The organism is Halovalidus salilacus, assembly GCF_031852275.1.
GTDB lineage: Archaea > Halobacteriota > Halobacteria > Halobacteriales > Natrialbaceae > Halovalidus > Halovalidus salilacus.
Genome location: NZ_CP134700.1, coordinates 2,696,511 through 2,715,337 on the forward strand (window position 1 = coordinate 2,696,511; position 18,827 = coordinate 2,715,337).

The 18,827-nt window shown below is 67.9% G+C and carries 17 protein-coding genes; all 17 read right to left on the bottom strand.

Annotated features, from left to right (window positions below):
• Positions 1-104: 104 nt before the first annotated feature.
• Positions 105-557: a universal stress protein gene (locus RJT68_RS13315; RefSeq protein ID WP_407037044.1), complete on the bottom strand. Its 453-nt coding sequence runs from the start codon at positions 555-557 to the stop codon at positions 105-107.
• Positions 558-559: 2 nt separating this feature from the next.
• Positions 560-2,287 (bottom strand): sodium:solute symporter family transporter, encoded by a 1,728-nt coding sequence (locus tag RJT68_RS13320; protein ID WP_407037045.1) that lies wholly within the window; start codon positions 2,285-2,287, stop codon positions 560-562.
• Positions 2,284-2,733: a DUF4212 domain-containing protein gene (locus RJT68_RS13325; protein WP_407037046.1), complete on the bottom strand. Its 450-nt coding sequence runs from the start codon at positions 2,731-2,733 to the stop codon at positions 2,284-2,286. The genes RJT68_RS13320 and RJT68_RS13325 overlap by 4 nt, the downstream gene beginning before the upstream one ends.
• Before the next feature lie 61 nt (positions 2,734-2,794).
• Positions 2,795-4,771 carry an acetate--CoA ligase gene (gene acs / locus RJT68_RS13330; RefSeq protein ID WP_407037047.1) on the bottom strand — a complete coding sequence of 659 codons (1,977 nt, stop codon included), beginning with the start codon at positions 4,769-4,771 and terminating at the stop codon, positions 2,795-2,797.
• 350 nt (positions 4,772-5,121) lie between these two features.
• Positions 5,122-7,410, bottom strand: a complete 2,289-nt coding sequence (locus RJT68_RS13335; protein WP_407037048.1) for a bacterio-opsin activator domain-containing protein — start codon at positions 7,408-7,410, stop codon at positions 5,122-5,124.
• 138 nt (positions 7,411-7,548) lie between these two features.
• Entirely contained in the window at positions 7,549-9,546 is a 1,998-nt protein-coding gene (acs, locus tag RJT68_RS13340) for an acetate--CoA ligase (protein WP_407037049.1), read from the bottom strand.
• A 75-nt stretch (positions 9,547-9,621) separates the two neighbouring features.
• Positions 9,622-10,128, bottom strand: a complete 507-nt coding sequence (locus tag RJT68_RS13345; RefSeq protein WP_407037050.1) for a universal stress protein — start codon at positions 10,126-10,128, stop codon at positions 9,622-9,624.
• 156 nt (positions 10,129-10,284) lie between these two features.
• The gene (locus RJT68_RS13350; protein ID WP_407037051.1) at positions 10,285-10,728 is read right to left on the bottom strand and encodes a universal stress protein; all 444 of its coding nucleotides are present in this window, start codon (positions 10,726-10,728) and stop codon (positions 10,285-10,287) included.
• 118 nt (positions 10,729-10,846) lie between these two features.
• Complete coding sequence (locus RJT68_RS13355; protein ID WP_407037052.1) at positions 10,847-11,698, bottom strand: hypothetical protein; 852 nt, start codon at positions 11,696-11,698, stop codon at positions 10,847-10,849.
• 137 nt (positions 11,699-11,835) lie between these two features.
• Positions 11,836-12,771 (bottom strand): hypothetical protein, encoded by a 936-nt coding sequence (locus RJT68_RS13360; protein ID WP_407037053.1) that lies wholly within the window; start codon positions 12,769-12,771, stop codon positions 11,836-11,838.
• 74 nt (positions 12,772-12,845) lie between these two features.
• Positions 12,846-13,547 carry a hypothetical protein gene (locus tag RJT68_RS13365; RefSeq protein ID WP_407037054.1) on the bottom strand — a complete coding sequence of 234 codons (702 nt, stop codon included), beginning with the start codon at positions 13,545-13,547 and terminating at the stop codon, positions 12,846-12,848.
• A 2-nt stretch (positions 13,548-13,549) separates the two neighbouring features.
• On the bottom strand, positions 13,550-14,620 hold the full coding sequence (locus RJT68_RS13370; RefSeq protein WP_407037055.1) for a hypothetical protein: 1,071 nt from the start codon (positions 14,618-14,620) through the stop codon (positions 13,550-13,552).
• Positions 14,621-14,890: 270 nt separating this feature from the next.
• Complete coding sequence (locus RJT68_RS13375; protein ID WP_407037056.1) at positions 14,891-16,189, bottom strand: outer membrane protein assembly factor BamB family protein; 1,299 nt, start codon at positions 16,187-16,189, stop codon at positions 14,891-14,893.
• Positions 16,190-16,191: 2 nt separating this feature from the next.
• Positions 16,192-16,563 (bottom strand): DUF3209 family protein, encoded by a 372-nt coding sequence (locus RJT68_RS13380; RefSeq protein WP_407037057.1) that lies wholly within the window; start codon positions 16,561-16,563, stop codon positions 16,192-16,194.
• 11 nt (positions 16,564-16,574) lie between these two features.
• A complete protein-coding gene (locus tag RJT68_RS13385) occupies positions 16,575-17,816 on the bottom strand; it encodes a CbiX/SirB N-terminal domain-containing protein (RefSeq protein WP_407037058.1) in 1,242 nt (413 codons plus the stop codon).
• A 34-nt stretch (positions 17,817-17,850) separates the two neighbouring features.
• Positions 17,851-18,537 carry a cobalamin biosynthesis protein gene (locus RJT68_RS13390; RefSeq protein WP_407037059.1) on the bottom strand — a complete coding sequence of 229 codons (687 nt, stop codon included), beginning with the start codon at positions 18,535-18,537 and terminating at the stop codon, positions 17,851-17,853.
• On the bottom strand, positions 18,534-18,800 hold the full coding sequence (locus RJT68_RS13395) for a ferredoxin (protein ID WP_407037060.1): 267 nt from the start codon (positions 18,798-18,800) through the stop codon (positions 18,534-18,536). The genes RJT68_RS13390 and RJT68_RS13395 overlap by 4 nt, the downstream gene beginning before the upstream one ends.
• Positions 18,801-18,827: the final 27 nt, after the last annotated feature.

The following is an 18,827-nucleotide window of genomic DNA, read 5'->3' on the forward strand; positions in this document are numbered from 1 at the left end:
GTGAACGTCTGGAGATACGAGTTCCGTTCGCGAAGACGGCCGAACGCCGGAGATTCCGCTCCGCGTTCGGTCGCGCGCAAAAATACCCGTTCGACGACGGTCCGTTAGCGGGCGTCGACGACCAGGACCGGAACGTCGGTCGAGCGCAGCGTGCGTTCGGTGACGCTCCCGAGGAGGGCGCGCCTGACGCCGGCGCGACCGTGGCTCCCCATGACGACGAGGTCGACGTCGTTGTCCTCGGCGTACTCGGCGATCATCTTGTGCGGACGACCGCCCGAGGTGTGTTCGATCACCGTCAGCCCTCGTTCGTCGGCCCGCTCTCGAACGTAGCCGGTGGCCTCCTCGGCGGCTTCGCGGAGTTCCGTCATCCCCTCGAAGTTCCCCTGCCTGAGCCGGTCGACCTGCTCGGATCCGAGGCCGTAGGCGACGGCGTCCGTGTCGACCACGTACAGCGCGTGCACCTCGGCGTCGTACCGTTCGGCCAGGTCGAGCGCGTGCTCGACCGCTACTTCCGCAACGTCGCTTCCGTCGGTCGGGATGAGTATGCGTTCGTACATGGTCAGTCGTCAGCAGGGGTGGGTCCGCCCTCGTTTCGCTCCCGAACGATGTCCTCTGCCGTCTTGTTCTTCGGCATCGGGTCGGGGCTGTGACACTGCCGGACCAGCTGCTTGGTCCTGAGCGGCGGTTCGTCGGTGACCAGCGAGACCACGATCGTCACCGCGAAGACGATCGGGACGCCGATGAGCGCGGAGCCGATCGCCGGCATCCACGTCGCGATCGCGTCGATCCCCCACGGCTCGTTCATGAAGTGTCCCTCGTTGAACATCGGGATGGACCAGATGATCAATCCGGTGATCATCCCGGAGAGAGCGCCCTCACGATTGGCGTTCTCCCACCAGAGTCCGAGGAAGAACATCGGGAACAACACGGTGGCCGCCAGCGAGAACGCGAACGAGACCAGCGCGGCGATCGGCGCCGACGGGTCCAACGCGAAGAGGATCGTCAACAGGCCGAGGGCCACGATGCTCAGCCGGCCGACGAGGACCTGCTGGCGCTGGGTGGCGTCGGGGTTGATGATGTTCGCGTAGATGTCGTGGGAGATGGCCGACGAACCGGCGATGAACAGCCCGGCGACGGTGGCGACCGCCGCGGCGATGCCGCCCGCCGCGACGAATCCGACGAGCCACTGGGGCATTCCGGCGATCTGCGTCGCCAACACGACGATGACCTCGCTGGCTTCCGCGCTCATGCCGGGATCGCCGTAGGCGTCGCGCACGTTCGCCGAGTACAGATCCGTCCCGAACGCGGCGTAGGCGGGTGCGGACAGGTACAGCACGCAGATGAAGAACAGCCCCCATGCGCACGACCAGCGGGCCGTGCGCTCGTTCTCGACCGTGTAGAACCTGACCAGGACGTGGGGCAGACCGCACGTCCCGAACACCAGGCTGAACGCCGTCGCGATCCACAGGTAGTAGCTCCCGCCGGCGAACGGCGCGTAGAACTCCCTGCTGAGGTCCTCGATCAACATCCCGTACTCGAGCTGGGGTAACACCGTCGAGTAGCCGCCCGCGAACCCGGTCGCCCAGAGTCCGACCAGGAACGCGGTGATGAGGATGATGTACTGCAGGACCATCGTCTTGGTCGCGCCGAGCATTCCCGAGAGCGCAAGGTACGCGATGGTGATGACCATGAACACGATCATCATCGCCTGGTAGCCGCTCAGGCCGGGAAGGTTGGGGTCCCCGAGGATGTAGAGGCCGACCAGGCCCATCCCGCGGGCCTGTCCGATCGAGTAGACGAACCCGATCAGGAACGTCGTGACCGCGGCGATGGCCCGGGCGGTGTCGGAGTTGAATCGGTCGCCGATGAAGTCCGGCGCCGTGTACTTCCCGAACCGACGCATCTGCGCGGCCAGGAAGATGAGCAGGACGAAGTACCCGCTCGTCCAGCCCACGACGAACGCCAGTCCGTACACGCCGGCCGTCGCGATGGTCGCCGCGACAGCGAGGTAGGTGGCGGCCGACATCCAGTTGGAACCGATCGCCATCCCGTTTTCGACGGTCCCGATCGACCGCCCCGCGGCCCACATGTCCGAGGTGTCCGCGACCTTGTAGAAAACGCCCACGGCGAGGAACGATCCCATCATCAACAGGACGATGATCGCGGGGACGGGCTTGAAGCCGACGTCCATCCCCTCCGGGAGCAACTCCTGATCGGCCTGCAACGGGGCGGCCGCCTCGCCCAGCGGTTGCAGGGCGTCGACCGCCGCGAGCGCGAGTTCGCTCATTCGTCAACCCCTCCGTCGGTGGCGGTCGCGCCCTCCGTACCCGAGTCGGTCGACCCGGGTTCCACCGGTTCGATCTGTTCGATCTCGTACTTCTCGTCGATCTTATCGCGCGCCCTGACGTACCACACAGACAGCAAGAGCGCGCCGGCCGGGCCTACGATCGCGATCAGGAAGTAGTGAAGCGGGAAGCCGATCCCCGGGATGGCCGCAGTCATCACGTCGGGCGCGAGTCGCGTGGCCGTGATCGGCCCGAAGATGATGATCGCCCAGAGGACGAATCCGCGAACGATCAGTCGGTTGTGATCCCGCATGAACGGGGTGTTCGGTTTCAGTAAGTTTATCTCGACGTCCAGGTAGTCGATCTGTTTCTCTCGCTCGACGTCCGAGACGCCCCCGTCCGTCTCGAGCGATTCGTCGCCGTTTCGTTGAGTGTTATTGTCTGGCATGTTATGAATCGTTATGGTTTGTCCTTGTCCGTGTCCTCCTTAAAGAATTCGGCCGAACGGGCTAGTCGCCCTGAACCTCCTTTGCGATATCGTCGACGACTTCCGGATTCCGTAGCGTCGACGTGTTTCCGAGTTCGTTCCCGCTCGCGATGTCCTCGAGGAGGCGGCGCATGATCTTGCCCGATCGCGTCTTCGGCAGTTCGGGCGTGAACACCACCTGCTCGGGCCGTGCGATCGGGCCGATCGCGTCCTCGACGCCCGTGACGATCTGGTCGCGGAGGTCGTCGTTCCCCTCGTAGCCGTCCTCGGGGATGACGTAAGCGTAGACCGCCTCGCCCTTGACGTCGTGGTCTCCGCCGACGACGGCGGCCTCGGCGACGCCCTCGACGCCGACGATCGCGCTCTCGATCTCCATGGTGCCCAGGCGGTGGCCGGAGACGTTGATCACGTCGTCGACCCGTCCGAGCACGGTGATGAAGCCGTCGTCGTCGATCTTGGCCCCGTCCTCGGGGAAGTAGACCCACTCGTCGGCCTCCTCGTCGGAGTACTCCTCCCAGTACTCGGAGATGAAGCGCTCGTCGTTGTTGTACAGCGTCCGGAGCATGCCGGGCCAGGGGTTGTGTACCGTGAGGTAGCCGGCGTTACCGGCGTCGACCTCTTCGCCCTGGGTGTCGACGATCCGCGCGTCGATCCCCGGCAGCGGCGGTCCGGCCGATCCGGGCTTCATCGTGTTGACGCCCGGGAGCGTCGTGACCATCATACCGCCAGTTTCCGTCTGCCACCAGGTGTCGACGATCGGGCACTCCCCGCCGCCGATGTGCTGGTAGTACCACTTCCACGCCTTCGGATTGATCGGCTCGCCGACCGTGCCGAGCAACCGCAGCGAGGAGAGGTCGTGCTTCTCGGGGTACTCCTTGCCCCACTTCATGAACGCACGGATCGCCGTCGGGGCCGTGTAGAAGATGTCGACCTCGTTCTTCTCGATGATCTCCCAGAGTCGGTCCTTCTCCGGGTAGTCGGGCGTCCCCTCGTACATCACCGTCGACGTCCCGAGCGCGAGCGGGCCGTAGACGATGTATGAGTGACCGGTGATCCAGCCGATGTCGGCCGAACACCAGTAGGTGTCGTCGGGCTCGATGTCGAGCACCGCGTGGCTCGTCCAGGCGGTGTACGCCAGGTAGCCGGCGGTCGTGTGCTTGACGCCCTTGGGCTGGCCCGTCGTTCCCGACGTGTACATCAGGAACAGCATGTCCTCGGCGTCCCGCGAGACCGGTTCGACCGTCTCACCGCGGTTGTCGTCGACCAGGTCGGCCCAGTCGTGCTGGTTCTCCGCGAGGTCGTGTTCGAGTTCGTCGCCGAGGCGGTCGACGACGACGACGTCCGACACCTCGTGGTCGACGTCCTCTAGCCCTTCGTTCGTCTTCGAGATGTGGTCGAGCGGGTCGCCGCGGCGGTAGTAGCCGTCGCAGGTGACCAGGTACTCGCTCTCCGCTGAATTCATCCGGGTGGCGAGCGCCTCCGCGGAGAAGCCCGCGAAGACGACCGAGTGGGGCGCGCCGATGCGGGCGCATGCCAGCATCGCGATCGGCAGCTCCGGAACCATCGGCATGTAGAGGGTGACGACGTCGTCCTCCTCCACGCCGAGGTCCCGCAGCGTCGCCGCGAACGCGTTCACCTCCTCGAGGAGGTCCTCGTAGGTGTAGGTTCGCGTCTCCCCGAGTTCTCCCTCCCACTCGATGGCGACGCGGTCGCCGGCGCCGTCTTCGACGTGGCGATCGATGCAGTTGTACGACGCGTTGAGCGTCCCGCCGGTGAACCAGCGGTAGAAGGGCGCGTCGTCGTCCTCCAGTACCGTGTCGTACTCCTCGTCCCACGAAAGCAGGTCCGCGGCCCGCTCCCAACACTCCGGCCAGTTCTCCTCGAACTCGTCGTAGATCCCCTCGTCGGATACGTTCGCCTGCTCGACGAACGACTCCGGCGGCTCGAAGGCCTCCTGCTCTTCGAGTCGCGCCTCGAGATCGACGTTCTCCTGACTCATGATACGTACTACCGATGCACAAGCAACGTAGTAAACACGGTATCTAGGTGTACAAAGTCTCAACTGCATTCGATGAGAATATCCGTGAATTCGAGACTGTCAGGAGTCGGTTTGAGTTCCGAACGTGCGGTCGAGACCGTCCGTCGAGTCACGCTGTAGGTCCTGCGAGGGAGCGAAACGGCCTCCTCGAGGGCGCTCGCGTCGGAGCGGGGATAGCCCTCTAGGTAGCTAGAGTCATCCCGACTGGACCAGTACTCGGTCGCCGCCTCGAGTCACCCTCCCACGATCCGTGGGCGGTTCGAGACCGACGGCGCAAGTGGAGGCCACCGAGGGACCTCACCCAGTGGGACTCACTCCTCGATCGAGGGTGCGTCGAAGAACGTCCGCAACAGCTCGTGTTGGCCCTTCCGGAGGTGATTGTGGAGCGTCGGCGAGGAGACGCCCATCGCGTCGGCGACCTCCTCGGCCGTGCTCTCGCGCGGCCAGTCGTAGTAGCCGCCGAAGTACGCCGCCCGGAGCGCCGCCTGCTGGCGATCGGTCAGGCGCTCCTCGAGGCCCTCCCGGAACTCGCGGGCGGTCTGGACCGACCGCTCGACCTCGCGCTTGCCGAGGAGGTCGGAGTGGGGGAAGGCCGAGCGGAGGCCGCCCACGATCGTCCGGAGGTCGGCGTCGACCGCGCACTCGGCGGTGATCGTCGCGACGCCTTCCTCGAACGTCGCCTCGCGGACGGTGACGCCGTACTCCGTCAGCGTGAGCGTCGGCGAGGAGCCCTCGACGACGAACTCGACGCGCCAGCCGTCCTCGTAGGTGTCGATCAGCCGGCAGTCGCCGATCCCCTCGTCGGACTCGGCGAGGTCGAAGACCTCCGCGGGCGACGCCCCCTCGAGGCGGACGTAGTACAGCTGCGTCGACGCCGAGACGTGGACGAGCGAGTCGAGTTCGAACCGACAGCCCAGCCGCTGGGAGGCGTCGACGAAGAACGAGCCGTCGTCGCGACACTCGAGTTCGAGTTCGACGAGGGTGTCCGAGAGCAGCAGGTTCCGCCGCCGGATGGCGGCGATCGCGTAGCCGACCTGTCGGCCGATCGTCTCGAGCCACTCGCGTTCGCCCGCGGAGAACGCCTCGTCGCGCTCGGTCGCGACCCAGAGCGTCCCGTACGTCGTATCGCCGTACCGGAGCGGAACGCGCGCGAGGTGGCCGACGAATCGGTCGTCGTCCGTGACGTCGGCGTCGACGTCCGCCACGATCGAGATCGAGGCGTCGTCGAGAGCGGCGTCCGCCGCCCCGTCGACGATCGCGTTCGCGTCGACGCCGACGCCGTTCCCGACACCCTCGCGGCCACCGTCACCGTCTCCGTCCCCGGTCATCGCCGACAGGAGGCGATCGACGGCCGTCGGATCGATCCCGCTCGAGGCCCGCCAGTCCGATCGGGAACTGGCCACCGCCGTCCGATCGATCCACGCGAACTCGTAGGCGTCGCCCTCGGCGAGCGCCCGACACGTCTCCGTCTCGACCTGGTCGTGTTCCGTCGCGTCGAGCAGCGCGTCCGTGACCGCGCGGTGGCGACTCGCGACCTCGTACCGCGTCTCGAGTTGGGCTCGCTCGACGCGGTCGTCCTCGTACCGATCGTGAAACGGCGAGACGTCGGCGACGAGGAGTGCGAATCCGCGGTGGCGGCCGCCCTCGTCGCGCAGCACCGAGACGACCTCTGTCGCGTAAAACCGGGAGCCGTCCTCGCGGATCCGCCAGCCGTCCAGTTCGACATCGCCCGCCTCCAGCGCGTCGGCGAGGACCCGCTCGGGGACGCCGTCCTCGACGTCGTCGTTCGCGTAGAGCGCCGAGACGTGCGTGCCGACGATCTCGCCGGCCCGGTAGCCGAACGTCGAGGCCGCCCCGCGGTTCCACCGCTCGACGTAGCCGTCCGCGTCGAGTCGGAGCAGGGCGAACCGGTCCGTCGCGGCCAGGATCGACCGTAGGACCCGACCGTCGCCGACGAGCACCGACCGTTCACCGCCGTCGATTGCGGCCTCGCTCGCGTACGCGTGAGTATTATTCCCGCTTTCCCGCTCGACCGGGTCGAAGGCGGCGACGATCTCCTCGTCCGACGGCTCGGGGAGGTACGGCTCGAGGGCTTCGAAGCTCTTCCACCCGCCCGCGGCCTTCACGACGCGGGGGTTGATCCCCCGGTCGACGAGCGACCGCGACGCGAAGAACCGGCGGAGGTCGTGGGTCGAGACGGACGCCAGCGAGGGGTCGCCGAACAGGTTGCTCGCACGCTCGCCGACCTCGGAGACGAGCATCTGCAGGCGCCGGGGCGTGACCGAGACGATCGGGTCGTCGTCGGTCAGCCCGTTGCTCCGAGCGTACCGCCGGAGTTCGCGCTCGACGCTCGTCGGCAGGTACGCGGTTCGATCCCCCCTCCCCTCATCGTCCGGCGGCACTCGCAGCAGGTACCGCGGCGGATCCGCGCGCACGCGGTCGACGTCCGCGGTCGACAGCCGGGTCAGTTCGGCCGGGCGGAGACCGACCTCCGCGCAGAGCCGGATCACCAGCACCTCCCGGTACGTCTCCGCCGCGTCGAGGAGGCGCTCGTACTGCTCGCGCTCGAGCGCCGTCGACCGACCCCCCTCGAGACCCATGCTTCGCTATATCCGGAAACGCGAATATAATAGTGTCGTTTAGCGGCGGGAGACTTCGATCAGAACCCCACACGTTCCGCCTAAGTGACGGCCACCGAGATTTCGGTCTTTTCGGTTTCGCGAACCGGTAGTCGGTCCCTACCGATCGCCCGTCTCCTCGTCCCGGATCGCCTCCTGAATCTCGCCGACGATCTCCGGGTTCCGGAGGGCGCTCGTGTCCCCGAGTTCCTCGTCGTTCGAGACGTCCTCGAGGAGCCGACGCATGATCTTGCCCGACCGCGTCTTCGGCAGTTCGGGCGTGAAGACGATCGACTCGGGACGGGCGAGTCGGCCGATCGACTCCTCGATGTTCGCCTCGATCGCCGCGCGGATCTCCGCTTCCGGATCCGCGTCCCGTTCGGTGCTCACGTACGCGTAGACCTCGGTTCCCCCCGGGCCGCTCGAGCGACCGACGACGGCGGCCTCGGCGACGCCGGTGACGGCGGCGACGGCGCTCTCGATCTCCATCGTACTCAGTCGGTGGCCGGAGACGTTGATCACGTCGTCGACCCGACCGAGCAGGGTGACGTAGCCGTCCTCGTCGACGCGAGCGGCGTCACCGCTCTCGTAGACCCACTCGCCGGCGTCGGGGTCGGAGAACCGCCGCCAGTACTCGTCGAGGAACCGGTCGCCGCCGTCGTAGAGGGTCCGGGCCATCCCCGGCCACGGCCGAGTCAGCGTGAGGTAGCCCGACTCGCCGGGGTCGACCTCGTTCCCGTCGGCGTCGACGACGCGCGTCACGATCCCCGGCAGCGGCGGCCCAGCGGCGCCGGGTTTCATATCGCCGATGCCGGGCAGGGTCGACACCGTCACGCCGCCGGTCTCGGTCTGCCACCAGGTGTCGACGATCGGACACTCGCCGCCGCCGATGTGCTCGTGGTACCACTCCCACGCCTTCGGATTGATCGGTTCGCCGACGGAACCGAGCAGGCGCAGCGAGGAGAGATCGTGCTTCTCGGGGTACTCCTTCCCCCACTTCATGAACGCCCTGACCGCCGTCGGCGCCGTGTAGAAGACGTCCACCGCGTTCCGATCGACGATCTCCCACAGGCGGTCCCGGTCGGGATAATCCGGCGTCCCCTCGTACATCACGGTCGTCGTCCCGAGGGCGAGCGGCCCGTAGACGATGTAGGAGTGGCCCGTGATCCAGCCGATGTCGGCCGCGCACCAGTAGGTGTCGGCGGGTTCGACGTCGAAGACGGTCCGGGTCGTCCACGCCACGTACGCGAGGTAGCCGCCGGTCGTGTGAACGACGCCCTTCGGCCGCCCCGTCGTCCCCGAGGTGTACATCAGGAACAGCATGTCCTCGGCGTCCCGCGAGACCGGTTCGACCGTCTCGCCGCGGTACTCCCCGACGAGTTCGTCGTAGTCGAACTCGGTCTCGGCGAGGACGTGCGGGAGGTCGTCGCCCAATCGGTCGACGACGGCGGTCGTCACGTCCTGCTCGAGCGAGAGCAGCGCGTTGTCGACCTTGCTCTTCTGGTTGAACGCGTTCCCGCGGCGGTAGTAACCGTCGCAGGTGATCAGGTACTCGCTCTCGGCGGCGTCCATCCTGGTGGCGAGGGCGTCCGCCGAGAGGCCGGCGAAGACGACCGAGTGGGGCGCGCCGATGCGGGCGCAGGCCAGCATCGCGATCGGTAACTCCGGGATCATCGGGAGGTAGATCGTCACGACGTCGTCCCCTTCGACGCCGAGGCCTCGGAGGGCGGCCGCGAGTTCGTTCACCCGAACGTAGAGGTCGCGGTAGGTGTAGGTCTTCGTCTCGCCGTGTTTCCCCTCCCACCGGATGGCGGCGTGGTTCTTCCGGCCCGCCTCGAGGTGCCGGTCGAGACAGTTGTACGATGCGTTGAGCGTCCCGCCGGTGAACCAGCGGTAGAAGGGCGCGTCGTCGTCCTCGAGCACCGTCTCGTACGGCCGATCCCACGAGAGCAACGACGCGGCCCGTCGCCAGCAGTCCGGCCACTCCTCGTCGAACGTTTCGTATATCGAGTCGTCTGTGACGTTCGCCTGTTCGACGAACGATCGCGGAGGGCTGTGCCGATCGGGGGCGTCGGGAGGGGCAGAAGCGTCTCGCGTCCCCCCGCTACGATGGACCATGGTCTCGTGTGTACCGACGGAAGAGAGACGAATAAACGTTCTGACGGTGAGCAGATGAGACGGCCGCCCGCCGCGTCAGTCCTCGAGGTCCTCGAACTCCCGATCCCGGACCGACTCGACGTCGCGCTCGGCGGGATCGATGGGGGCGCGGACCACGTAGACGTCGTATCGGTGATCGCTCGCGACGGGGCTGCCGACGCTCGACTGGGGCGCGATCACGGAGCCGGCGTTCTCGGAGCCGATGAAGAGCACGGAGGCGTCGATCTCTCCCGCGACGCGACGGATCTCCCGAACCACGTTCGTCGTCGCCGTCGACGTCGGCTCGTCGGAGGAGACCCGCTCGGTTCGGAACGTCGCCTCCGAGGCGACCTCGGACACCCGCGTCTCCATCCCCACTTCGATGGCCTCGACGTCGAACGGTTCGCCCCGGGCGATCCAGCCCCGTTCGCGGGCGTACTCCGCGTCGTCGGGGATCACCGTCAGGACGACCAGTTCTTCGTCGAGCAGATCGCCGAACCTCGACGCCTTCTCCAGCGCCAGCGTCGCCAGTTCCGACCCATCGAAGGGAACGAGCAGTGACATATCCAACCTTCCAACGAGCGACCTGGTAAATGTTCGGCTTCCGAATCCGCAGGCGCTCGGTCAACCGCGCCGTCGGCGGTCGATTTGAACGCCGACGCCCACCACGATAGATCCATGTGGGACTCCCCCGCTGCTGTCGACCGGTCGAGGCGACGCCTACTGCGACCTCGAGTCCTCCCCGCCGACGAGCAACACGGGAACGTCCGCGTACCGTACGACCGCGTCGGCGGTGCTCCCGAGGAGGGCCCGCCGGAACGAGGACCGCCCGCGGGCCCCGACGACGATAACGTCGACGTCGTGTTCCGCCGCGTACGTCAGGATCTCCTCGTGTGGAACGCCCGAGCGAATCGCCGTCACGGCCGACACGCCGGCCTCGAGCGCCGCCTCCTCGAGTGCCGAGAGCGCGGCCTGGGCCCGCTCCTCGAGTCGCGCTTCGACCTCCTCGGGGTCGACGATCGCGTTGTCGTAGGCCGTCCGCTCCTCGACGACGGCGACGCCGTGGACGGGCACCTCGAGACGGCGGGCGAGTTCGACCCCGCGTTCGACTGCGTCGGTCGCGGCGTCGCTCCCGTCGGTGGCGACGAGAATCGAGTCGTACATGCTCGGACGTACGCGGAGGGGGCGCAAAGAGGTTCAGGTCGGCTCGGGTCGGCGGGGTTCCGAACGCTCGTTTCGGAATGCCGTCGTTCGCCGCCGCAATCTCGTCGGCGCGTCCCCCTCAGCGGCGCTTCCGTGGCATCGTCGAAAACCGCCTGACGGCCTTCATGTCCGCCCGCTCCGTCGGGCGCGGCGCCACCGTCGATAACCGCGCGGATTCGTTCGAGACGAACCGGGACTCCTCCTCACCATCACCGCTCGCGTCGGCGTCCGCTTCGTCTTCCGCAACGTCGTCTTCCGCAACGTCGTCAGCGTCCCTTTCCTCGGTCGCCACCTCGTCGGCGTCCGCTCGTTCGGCCGCCGCTTCGTCCTCGTCGCCCGCGTCGGACCCTGCCGCCTCCTCGAGCCGATCGCGGAGCGCTCGCACGTCGTCGCCGAACTCCCCCATGCTGGACTCGAGGGACGACCGGAGTTCGTCACCGAGGTCCGTATCGCCCGTCGACTCGTCGACGTCCTCCTCGCCCTCGCTCTCCTCCCGGTCTGCGGGGTCCGTTTCCGACGATCCGGGCTCCATCGATCCCGCGTCAGTCGCGTCGGCCCGCTGCTCGAGTCGCTCGCGGAACGCCCCGACCGACCCCTCGAGGTCGGAACCGTCGTCCGCGGTGTGGGAGAGTTTCGCCAGCCGTAGCAGACGACGCAGGTCCTCGACCCGTTCCGGGTCGCCCCGCGCGATCGCCTCCGGAATCGTCTCCGGTTCGCCGCCGTCCTCGAGCCGATCCAGGCCGACGGCTTCGAGGAGATCACGCGGCGGGGTCCCCTCTACGAGGTTCGCTGCTTCCTCGGCCGCCTCGAGCAAGGCGGTGCCGTCGCCGTCCGCTCCCTCGTCGCCGCTCGAGAGCAACGATCCGGCGTGCTCTTCGGCCTCGGTCAGGAGGGCGTTCACGCGCTCGTCCAGGGTATCAGTCTCGCTCATTGGTGTCGTTCGATCGGGTACCGTTCCAGGAGGGTCGTTGGCCCCTCTGAGGGTCGTTCTCCGTTCCCCTCCGGAAAGTCGTTCTCCGTTCCCCTCCGGAAGGTCGTTCTCCGGCGGAGCGGTGTGGCCGCGGACGATTACTCCTCGGCCTCCACCTCCGTTTCCGCTTCCGCGTCGTCCGTTCCGTCGTCAGACTCGTCGTCGCCGTCCTCGTCCGCCGACTCGGCCCCGGATTCCTCGGCGTCGTCGGCCTCGGCGTCGCTATCGGTCTCGTCCTCGCCCTCACCGTCGGCCTCGTCGCCGTCCGAGACCGTCTCGATGATCCGCTCGGTCATCTCCTCCCGGCTGAGGTTCGCCTTCACCCCCACTTCCTTGGCCACCGACTGCAGGTCCTGGTAGGTCATCACCCCGAGGAAATCCTCGAGGGTCTCCCGACGGACTCCCTCGAGTTCCTCGGCCGCCGAGTCGCGATCGCCGGGGATCAGGTCCGCCGCCTCGGTCTCCTCCAGCTCGTCGACCTCCTCGACGACGCCGCTCACCGCGTCACCACCGTCGCCTTCGTCTCCGCCCGCCGCTTCGTCCTCCTCGCTCTCGGCTTCGCTTTCCGCCGCCTCGCCCTCGGTTTCGGCTTCCGATTCGCCGTCGCTCTCATCCGTCTCCGTCTCGACGCCCTCGCCTTCCGACTCGTCGCCCCCGAGCAAGCCGCCGACGCCGCCCTCGCCGACCGCGCTCGAGGCGGCCGACTCGAGGGCGTCCCGGCCCTCGACGTCGGCGAGCGCTTCGCGCACGCCATCCTTGACCGCCGAGACGACGTCACGTCGGAGTTCGGTGACGCGTTTGCCCTCCCGGACGCCGTCGGCGAGCGTCAGGTGGACCTCCCGGCCGATCGACGCGCCCAGTTCGCGGCCGATCCGCTCGCCGACCTGTCCGCCGACCGAGGCGCCGATCTCGCTGCCGTCGAGCTGGTCCTCGAGGCTCCCGTCGCCGAGCAGGTCGGCGACGCCAACCTGCTCGCTCACCTCGTCGACGACGAGGTCCTTGACGCCCGAGGACGCGTCCTCGCTTTCACTCACGGGAATCACCGTCCGCGACCGCGGACCGGGCGCCGGCGTCCTCGCGTCCGGGTGAATTGATCGACGTCATCTGCTCACTGCTCCGCCTCCGCTTCGTCGGTTTCGGACCCCGAATCGTCCCCGGAGCTTCCCTGTTCCGCTTCGGCCTGGTCCGCGGAGTCGTCTTCGGCTTCCGTCTCATCCTCGGACGCTTCCGCTTCGTCCTCTGATGCTTCCTCGTCTTCCGCTTCGTCTTCGGCTTCAGCTTCGTCTTCGGACTCCTCGTCGGCCTCGGATTCGGGTTCTCGCTCCTGTACCGGAACTTCCTCCTCTTCCGCCTCGACGTCCTCCGGCTCTTCGCCCTCGTCCTCCGCCGACTCTTCGGCCTCGCCCTCGCCGAGCAGCTCCCGGACGATTACGTCGCCGATCGACCGACCGAGGGCCTGGCCGACCTGTCGACCGACCGTTGCCCCGATGAGGCCGCCCAGCGCCTCGCCGAGGGGCTGATCCTCGTCGATCTCGCCCTCCCACTGCGTCCCTTCGAGGAGCTGCTCGAGGTCGACGTTCTCCGCGATCTTGTCGTAGTCGACGACCTGGAGCAGGGACGAGCCCGATTCCGATTCCGCAGATTGTGACTCGCCGCCGGCTTCCTCCTCAGACTCGGCGTCTTCGGCCTCGGTTTCGGACTCCGCGGTCTCCGACGCCTCCGTCTCTTCCGATTCGCCCTCCGTCGTCTCGGATTCGGACGCTTCCTCTTCCTCCTCGGATCGCGCTTCGGCTTCGGATTCGGAGCTCATGGTTACGATCCCGCCTCCGCTTGCGCCGGCGTTCCGGAGTCGGACTGGGACTGCCCGCCGGATTCGGACGCCTGATCCCGTTCGGTTGACTCCACGAGCGCCTTGACCGTCTCGCGGACGATCGTCGACACCAGTTCCTCGAGCGGTAGCTTCGACAACAGGCTTCGCAGCTTGTCGCCGACCCAGCCCATCAGCGACGCCACGATGCCGCCTTCCGACTCGGATTCTTCCTCCCCGTCCTCCGCTTCATCGCCTTCGTCGCCCTCCGCTTCGGATTCCTCTTCCGAGGATTCGCCCTCACCCTCGCTCTCGCCCGCGGAGCCGCCGGCGAGCAGCTCCCGCGGTTTGCTGAACAGCGACCCGATGAGCGACTTGGCCTTGCCGACCAGGTTCGACACCAGCTCTCGGGGCTTGCTCAACAGGCCGCTCAACAACTCTCGAGGCTTATCCAGCAGTCCGCCGAGCAACTCCTTCGGCTTCTCGAGCAACCCGCTGAGGAGCTCCTTCGGCTTCTGTAACAGCGCCCCCGGACTGTCGAGCAGTCCGGTTACCGCCGACAGGAGGTTCCCCAGCAGTCGATTCTCTCCCGGAACGGCAGAAACGTCGAGGACGACCTCGTTCAGGTCGACCTCGAGCCCGAGCACGTTGAGGAACAGGCCCTCGAGGTCGAGGTGAACGACCTCGGCGCCCTCCCCTTCGGGGGGGCCGGCTTTGGGCTCTTCTTCCTCCTCAGCTTCCGCTTCTTCACCTTCCTCTTCGCCTTCAGCTTCTTCGCCTTCCTCGGCTTCCGTATCCGAGGCATCCTCGACCTCGACGTCCTCGAGTTCCTGGTCGCCTTCCGTTTCCTCATCCTCTTCGCCCTCCTGAGCCTCCTCGGCTTCCTGATCTTCTCCTTGCGTTTCACCCTCCGATTCCTCGTCCGCTTCGCCTTCTTCCTCCTGTTCGGCCTCGCCCTCGGCCGCTTCGGCTTCCGATTCGCTCGCATCCCCCTCCTCGGCTTCCGCCCCACTCTCGTCGTCACCTTCCCCTTCGGCTTCCTCGTCCTCGAGTTCGGCCTGTCCGCCGTCGGTCATCACCCGTCGCCGGCGGCGATCCCAAAACGCCAGGTATCCGTCGGCGCGGCGGTCGTGCGAGGGCGGACCGGCCGGTCGAGACCACGAACGCTCCGCGTCGGTATCGAAACGGGAGGTCATTGTACGTCCGAACCGACAACGGACAGGGTTGTGGGGGTTGGCCTTGCGTGTGCGATAAAATCACGCGGACGTGCGTGCTACGAATCGACTACCGCGAGAACGGGTTGGGTCACCGCGAGAACGGGTTGGGTCGGATTGGCGACCCCCGCCTCACGACGACCGACCGACACGGAGGGCGTACTCCCCTCGAGTCGTCCCCTCGTCGTGGTATTCCACGGGTTCTTCGATAGCGGCGACGGTGTCGCCGTCCGCGGCCGCCGCCGTCGCGATGCCGTCGATGCGCTCGCGGCCGCCCGCGCCCGACTCGAGGTCGAACCAGCGGACGGCGTGGGTCTCGGGGTCGCGTACCCGGAAGTTCTGCGCGCAGGGGGCGACGATCGTCCCGTCGTCGGCGGCGAGCCCGTGGACGAATCCGCGGACCGCCGCGTCCCACGCCAACTCTCCCTCGCGGTCGAAGGCGGCCACGCGGTGTTCGTTCGGGTGACGGTGCTCCGTCTCGCGGCTCTCGACCGCGTAGGTGTTACCCGTCACGAACGCGATCCGGTCGCCGGCCGCGTGGACGTGGTTCGGGTAGGCGTAAAGCGTCTCGTCGCCGATCTCGGTCTCGACCGCGAGGTCGACGCCCCACTGTTCGGCGCCGCCGGGGCCGAGCAGGTAGCCCCGCTTATCGCCGTGGCTCGAGACGGCGATCCGTCCACCGTCCCCGTCGCCGTTACCTCCACTGACGAACGAGACGTCGCCCACCCGCCGATCGCCGGGCGTTCCGGGGTCCCAGGACCACTCGAGGTCCCCCGTGGCGGTATCGAGGACGACGAGGCCGTTGTCGTGGTCGCCCATGCAGCGGTTGTAGCCGACGGCCAACCGCTCGCCGCTCGAGTCCAGATCGATCGAGATCGGCGACGCGTCCGCCTCGTAGCGCCACCGAACACTTCCGTCGGCGTCCAGGGCGTAGACCGTGCTGTGCCACCGACGTTCTTCGCCGTCGCGCTCGTATCGACGCGCGGCCGCGTACAGGACGGGGGCCTCGTCCCCGTCCGTGTCCGTGTCCGTGTCGGTGCCCGTCTCGAGGGCGACGACGTACGGCAGGTAGAAGACGCTGTCCTGGCTGGGCGTGCCGAGGTCGGCGCTCGTCTCGTACGTCCAGCGACGCTCGCCGCTCTCGAGGTCGTAGGCGGCGATCACCCCCTCCTCACCCCGACCGCCGACGATCAGCGCGCCGTCGGAGCCGAGGGTCGCGAGGGTCACCGCGCTCTCGGGGTGTTCGACCTCCCAGGCCGCCTCGAGCGAGTCGCGCTCGAACGCCGTCACGGTGCCGTCCCACCGCCCCGCGACGACGAGGTCGTCCGCGAGGTGGACGCTCGATCGGGTCCACATGTGCCGGCTGCGGGCGCTGTCGATCTCGCCCAACCGTACGCGGGTGAATCCGGTTTCGCGTTCGCGCTGGGCCATGCTCACTCCTCCACCGGGAACGTCTCGTGGAGCAGATCGTGGGCGTCCCCCAGGCCGTCGACGATGCTCTCGCCCTGCGCGCGCAGCCGGTGGACGGCCCGTTCGGCGTCCCGAACGGCCAGCAGTCGACCCCGGGTGTAGTCGTACTCGGGATCGTCGGCGTCCATCGTCGCGACCTCCTCCTCGAGGTCGACCAGCGCCGCGTCGAGGTGGCGCTCGAGGTCGGCGAGGCTCTCGGCCTCGGCGAGACCCCGAATGGGGCCCTCGAGGTGGCCCTCCAGGTCCTTCTCCGCGTGTTCGCGGGCGTGTCGGTCCTCGACGCCGAGGACGTTCATCAGTCCGAGTTTCAGCGCTTCGATTTCGTAGCAGCTCATGGGTATTGACGTTACAGGGTCTGATCGACCAGATCGCTCACGATCCGGTCCCGATTCAGGTGGTCGGAAACGATTCGTTCCGCGTCGTCCGCGTCGACGTCGCCGTACCAGACGCCGTCCGGGTAAACGGCGACCATCGGCCCGTCCCCGCAGCGGCCGAGACAGGACGACCGGGTGATCCGGGCGTCGCAGTGATCGGAGTCTCGAACCTCCTGGCGGAGTCGCTCGAGCACCGCGGGAGAGCCCATATCCGCACACGTGCGGTTCGTACAGACCGCGACGTGCTTCTCGGGCGCGTCGTGGCTGTGGGGCTCCTCGTCGACGTCCGATCGGTCGGCGTGGGCCTCCCGGTGGGCCAGCGCCCGGAGCATCGCCCGGGCGCCGCCGACGTCCTCCTCGTAGCCCTCGAGATCCACCTTGTACTTGCACGTGTCGCAGGACATCTCGACGCTGCCCGAACGGGCCTCCTGCCACCGATCGGCGAAGACGTCGAGCAGCCGCGAGTCGGTCCCGAGCGGATCGCCGGCCGCCGCGGTGACGTAGGGGTAGTCCGAATCGAACTCGGCGGTCCAGTCCCGAACGCGCTGGGTGAGGACGCCGTCGCCGAGCATGTAGGGGAGGACGACGACCGCGTCCGGGCGGTGCTTCGAGAGGCCGTGGAGCGCCTCCGGGAGGAGCGGTTCGGTGACGCCGACGAACGCGGTCTCGACCCGACCGAACTCCCGCCCCTCGTACAGCAGGCGGGCGAGTTTGTGCACGTCGCCGTTGGCGTCCGGGTCGCTCGAGCCCCGGGCGCAGAGCACGACCGCGACGTCTTCCGTCTCGCGGTCGACGCCCAGTTCGCGCTCGACCTCCGCAGCCCGATCGTCGAGCAGGTCGAGGATCGCCGGGTGGATCCCGAGGTGGGCACCGTTGTCGATCCGAATGCCGTGAGCGGCGCGGGCCTGCTCGACCGCCAGCGGGACGTCGTTCTTGACGTGGCTCGCGGCGAACAGCGAGCAGTGGACGACCGTCACCCGCGAGGCGACCGACGCGAGCCCCTCGAACGCCTCGTCGATGGCCGGTTCCGCGAGCTCGAGGAACGCCGCGTCGACGGGAATTCCGAGGCGCGACTCGAGGCCGGCGGCCAGTTCGCGCACCTGCTCGTTCGACTTCTCGCGACGGGAGCCGTGGCCGACCAGGAGGACGGCCTCGTCGTCGAAGGCGTCGGCGGACGTCGCGGGCGTGGTGTCGGAGTCGTCGGGTGTGCTCATGCGAAGGAGGTGGTGATCGCGCGGAGTCTCGGTCTCAGTCGTACGCCTCGGCCTGTTCGAGGCTCTTCTCGAGCTTGCGCCGTCGACTGGGGGCGAACAGCCCCGTCTCCTCGCCCGTCTCGTACAGCCAGGTGCCGAAGTCGGGCGCGGCGTCGTCGTCGACGCCGAACCAGTAGCCGCCCGAGGAGGTCTCCCCGAGATCGCCGTACGGCGCCTCGACCGGACAGTCGTCGATCAGATCCCGGACCAGCTCGAGCAACGCACGGTCGTCGTGGACGAACGAGATGCCCACCGTGCCGCTCTTCGATTTGAAGCAGACCGTGCCGCAGCCCTCGAGGATCCCGCGGAGCAGTTCGCGGTCGTAGTTAGAGAACGCGGCGAATCGGTAGTTCCCGCGGCCGTCGACGGGGAGGCCGCTCGTCGCGCTGCGGCCGAACAGGCCGTCCTCGCCGGCCTCGATCGTGAGCGTGTACTCGTCCTCGGTACGGATGACGGAGGTGTCGTGGGCGTACTCGCGGGTCGCGGTGTCGTGCTCGAGGTCGCCGCCGGCGATGACCGAGAGGACTCGCGCCGACTCCTCGTCGTTGGTGACGACCTCGACACTCTCACCTTTGATTTCACCGCTCCCCGCGACGTGGCCCCAGAAGTACGCCGACGCGGGGTGGCCCGCGAGGATATCTGCGGGAGCCTCGATCTCGGATGCGGGTTCGCTCTCGCTCATTTTCCCACCTCCCGGACGACGATGGCGTCCGTGGGACAGGCCGCGGCGGCCTGCTTCGCCTCGTCGATTCGGTCGTCGTCGAACGTCGCGACGACGCGGTCGGCGGTGTCGGTCACCTCGCCCTCGCAGTCGTAGATCGGGTCCGCGTCGGGGTCGAGCGTCGCCAGTCCGTCCGCGCCCTCGACGAATCGGGGGTCGCGGGTCAGACAGGCGAAGATCCCGTCGCAGGCCTCCTTCTCGACCGTGACTTCGTATCGTGGCATAGTGAAATTCTGATCCTCGAGTTCGGC

Excerpts from the sequence above, each read along its gene's own strand:
- RJT68_RS13315 (WP_407037044.1), bottom strand. The coding sequence starts at position 557 with ATGTACGAACGCATACTCATCCCGACCGACGGAAGCGACGTTGCGGAA.
- RJT68_RS13320 (WP_407037045.1), bottom strand. The coding sequence starts at position 2,287 with ATGAGCGAACTCGCGCTCGCGGCGGTCGACGCCCTGCAACCGCTGGGC.
- RJT68_RS13325 (WP_407037046.1), bottom strand. The coding sequence starts at position 2,733 with ATGCCAGACAATAACACTCAACGAAACGGCGACGAATCGCTCGAGACG.
- acs (WP_407037047.1), bottom strand. The coding sequence starts at position 4,771 with ATGAGTCAGGAGAACGTCGATCTCGAGGCGCGACTCGAAGAGCAGGAG.
- RJT68_RS13335 (WP_407037048.1), bottom strand. The coding sequence starts at position 7,410 with ATGGGTCTCGAGGGGGGTCGGTCGACGGCGCTCGAGCGCGAGCAGTAC.
- acs (WP_407037049.1), bottom strand. The coding sequence starts at position 9,546 with ATGGTCCATCGTAGCGGGGGGACGCGAGACGCTTCTGCCCCTCCCGAC.
- RJT68_RS13345 (WP_407037050.1), bottom strand. The coding sequence starts at position 10,128 with ATGTCACTGCTCGTTCCCTTCGATGGGTCGGAACTGGCGACGCTGGCG.
- RJT68_RS13350 (WP_407037051.1), bottom strand. The coding sequence starts at position 10,728 with ATGTACGACTCGATTCTCGTCGCCACCGACGGGAGCGACGCCGCGACC.
- RJT68_RS13355 (WP_407037052.1), bottom strand. The coding sequence starts at position 11,698 with ATGAGCGAGACTGATACCCTGGACGAGCGCGTGAACGCCCTCCTGACC.
- RJT68_RS13365 (WP_407037054.1), bottom strand. The coding sequence starts at position 13,547 with ATGAGCTCCGAATCCGAAGCCGAAGCGCGATCCGAGGAGGAAGAGGAA.
- RJT68_RS13370 (WP_407037055.1), bottom strand. The coding sequence starts at position 14,620 with ATGACCGACGGCGGACAGGCCGAACTCGAGGACGAGGAAGCCGAAGGG.
- RJT68_RS13375 (WP_407037056.1), bottom strand. The coding sequence starts at position 16,189 with ATGGCCCAGCGCGAACGCGAAACCGGATTCACCCGCGTACGGTTGGGC.
- RJT68_RS13380 (WP_407037057.1), bottom strand. The coding sequence starts at position 16,563 with ATGAGCTGCTACGAAATCGAAGCGCTGAAACTCGGACTGATGAACGTC.
- RJT68_RS13385 (WP_407037058.1), bottom strand. The coding sequence starts at position 17,816 with ATGAGCACACCCGACGACTCCGACACCACGCCCGCGACGTCCGCCGAC.
- RJT68_RS13390 (WP_407037059.1), bottom strand. The coding sequence starts at position 18,537 with ATGAGCGAGAGCGAACCCGCATCCGAGATCGAGGCTCCCGCAGATATC.
- RJT68_RS13395 (WP_407037060.1), bottom strand. The coding sequence starts at position 18,800 with ATGCCACGATACGAAGTCACGGTCGAGAAGGAGGCCTGCGACGGGATC.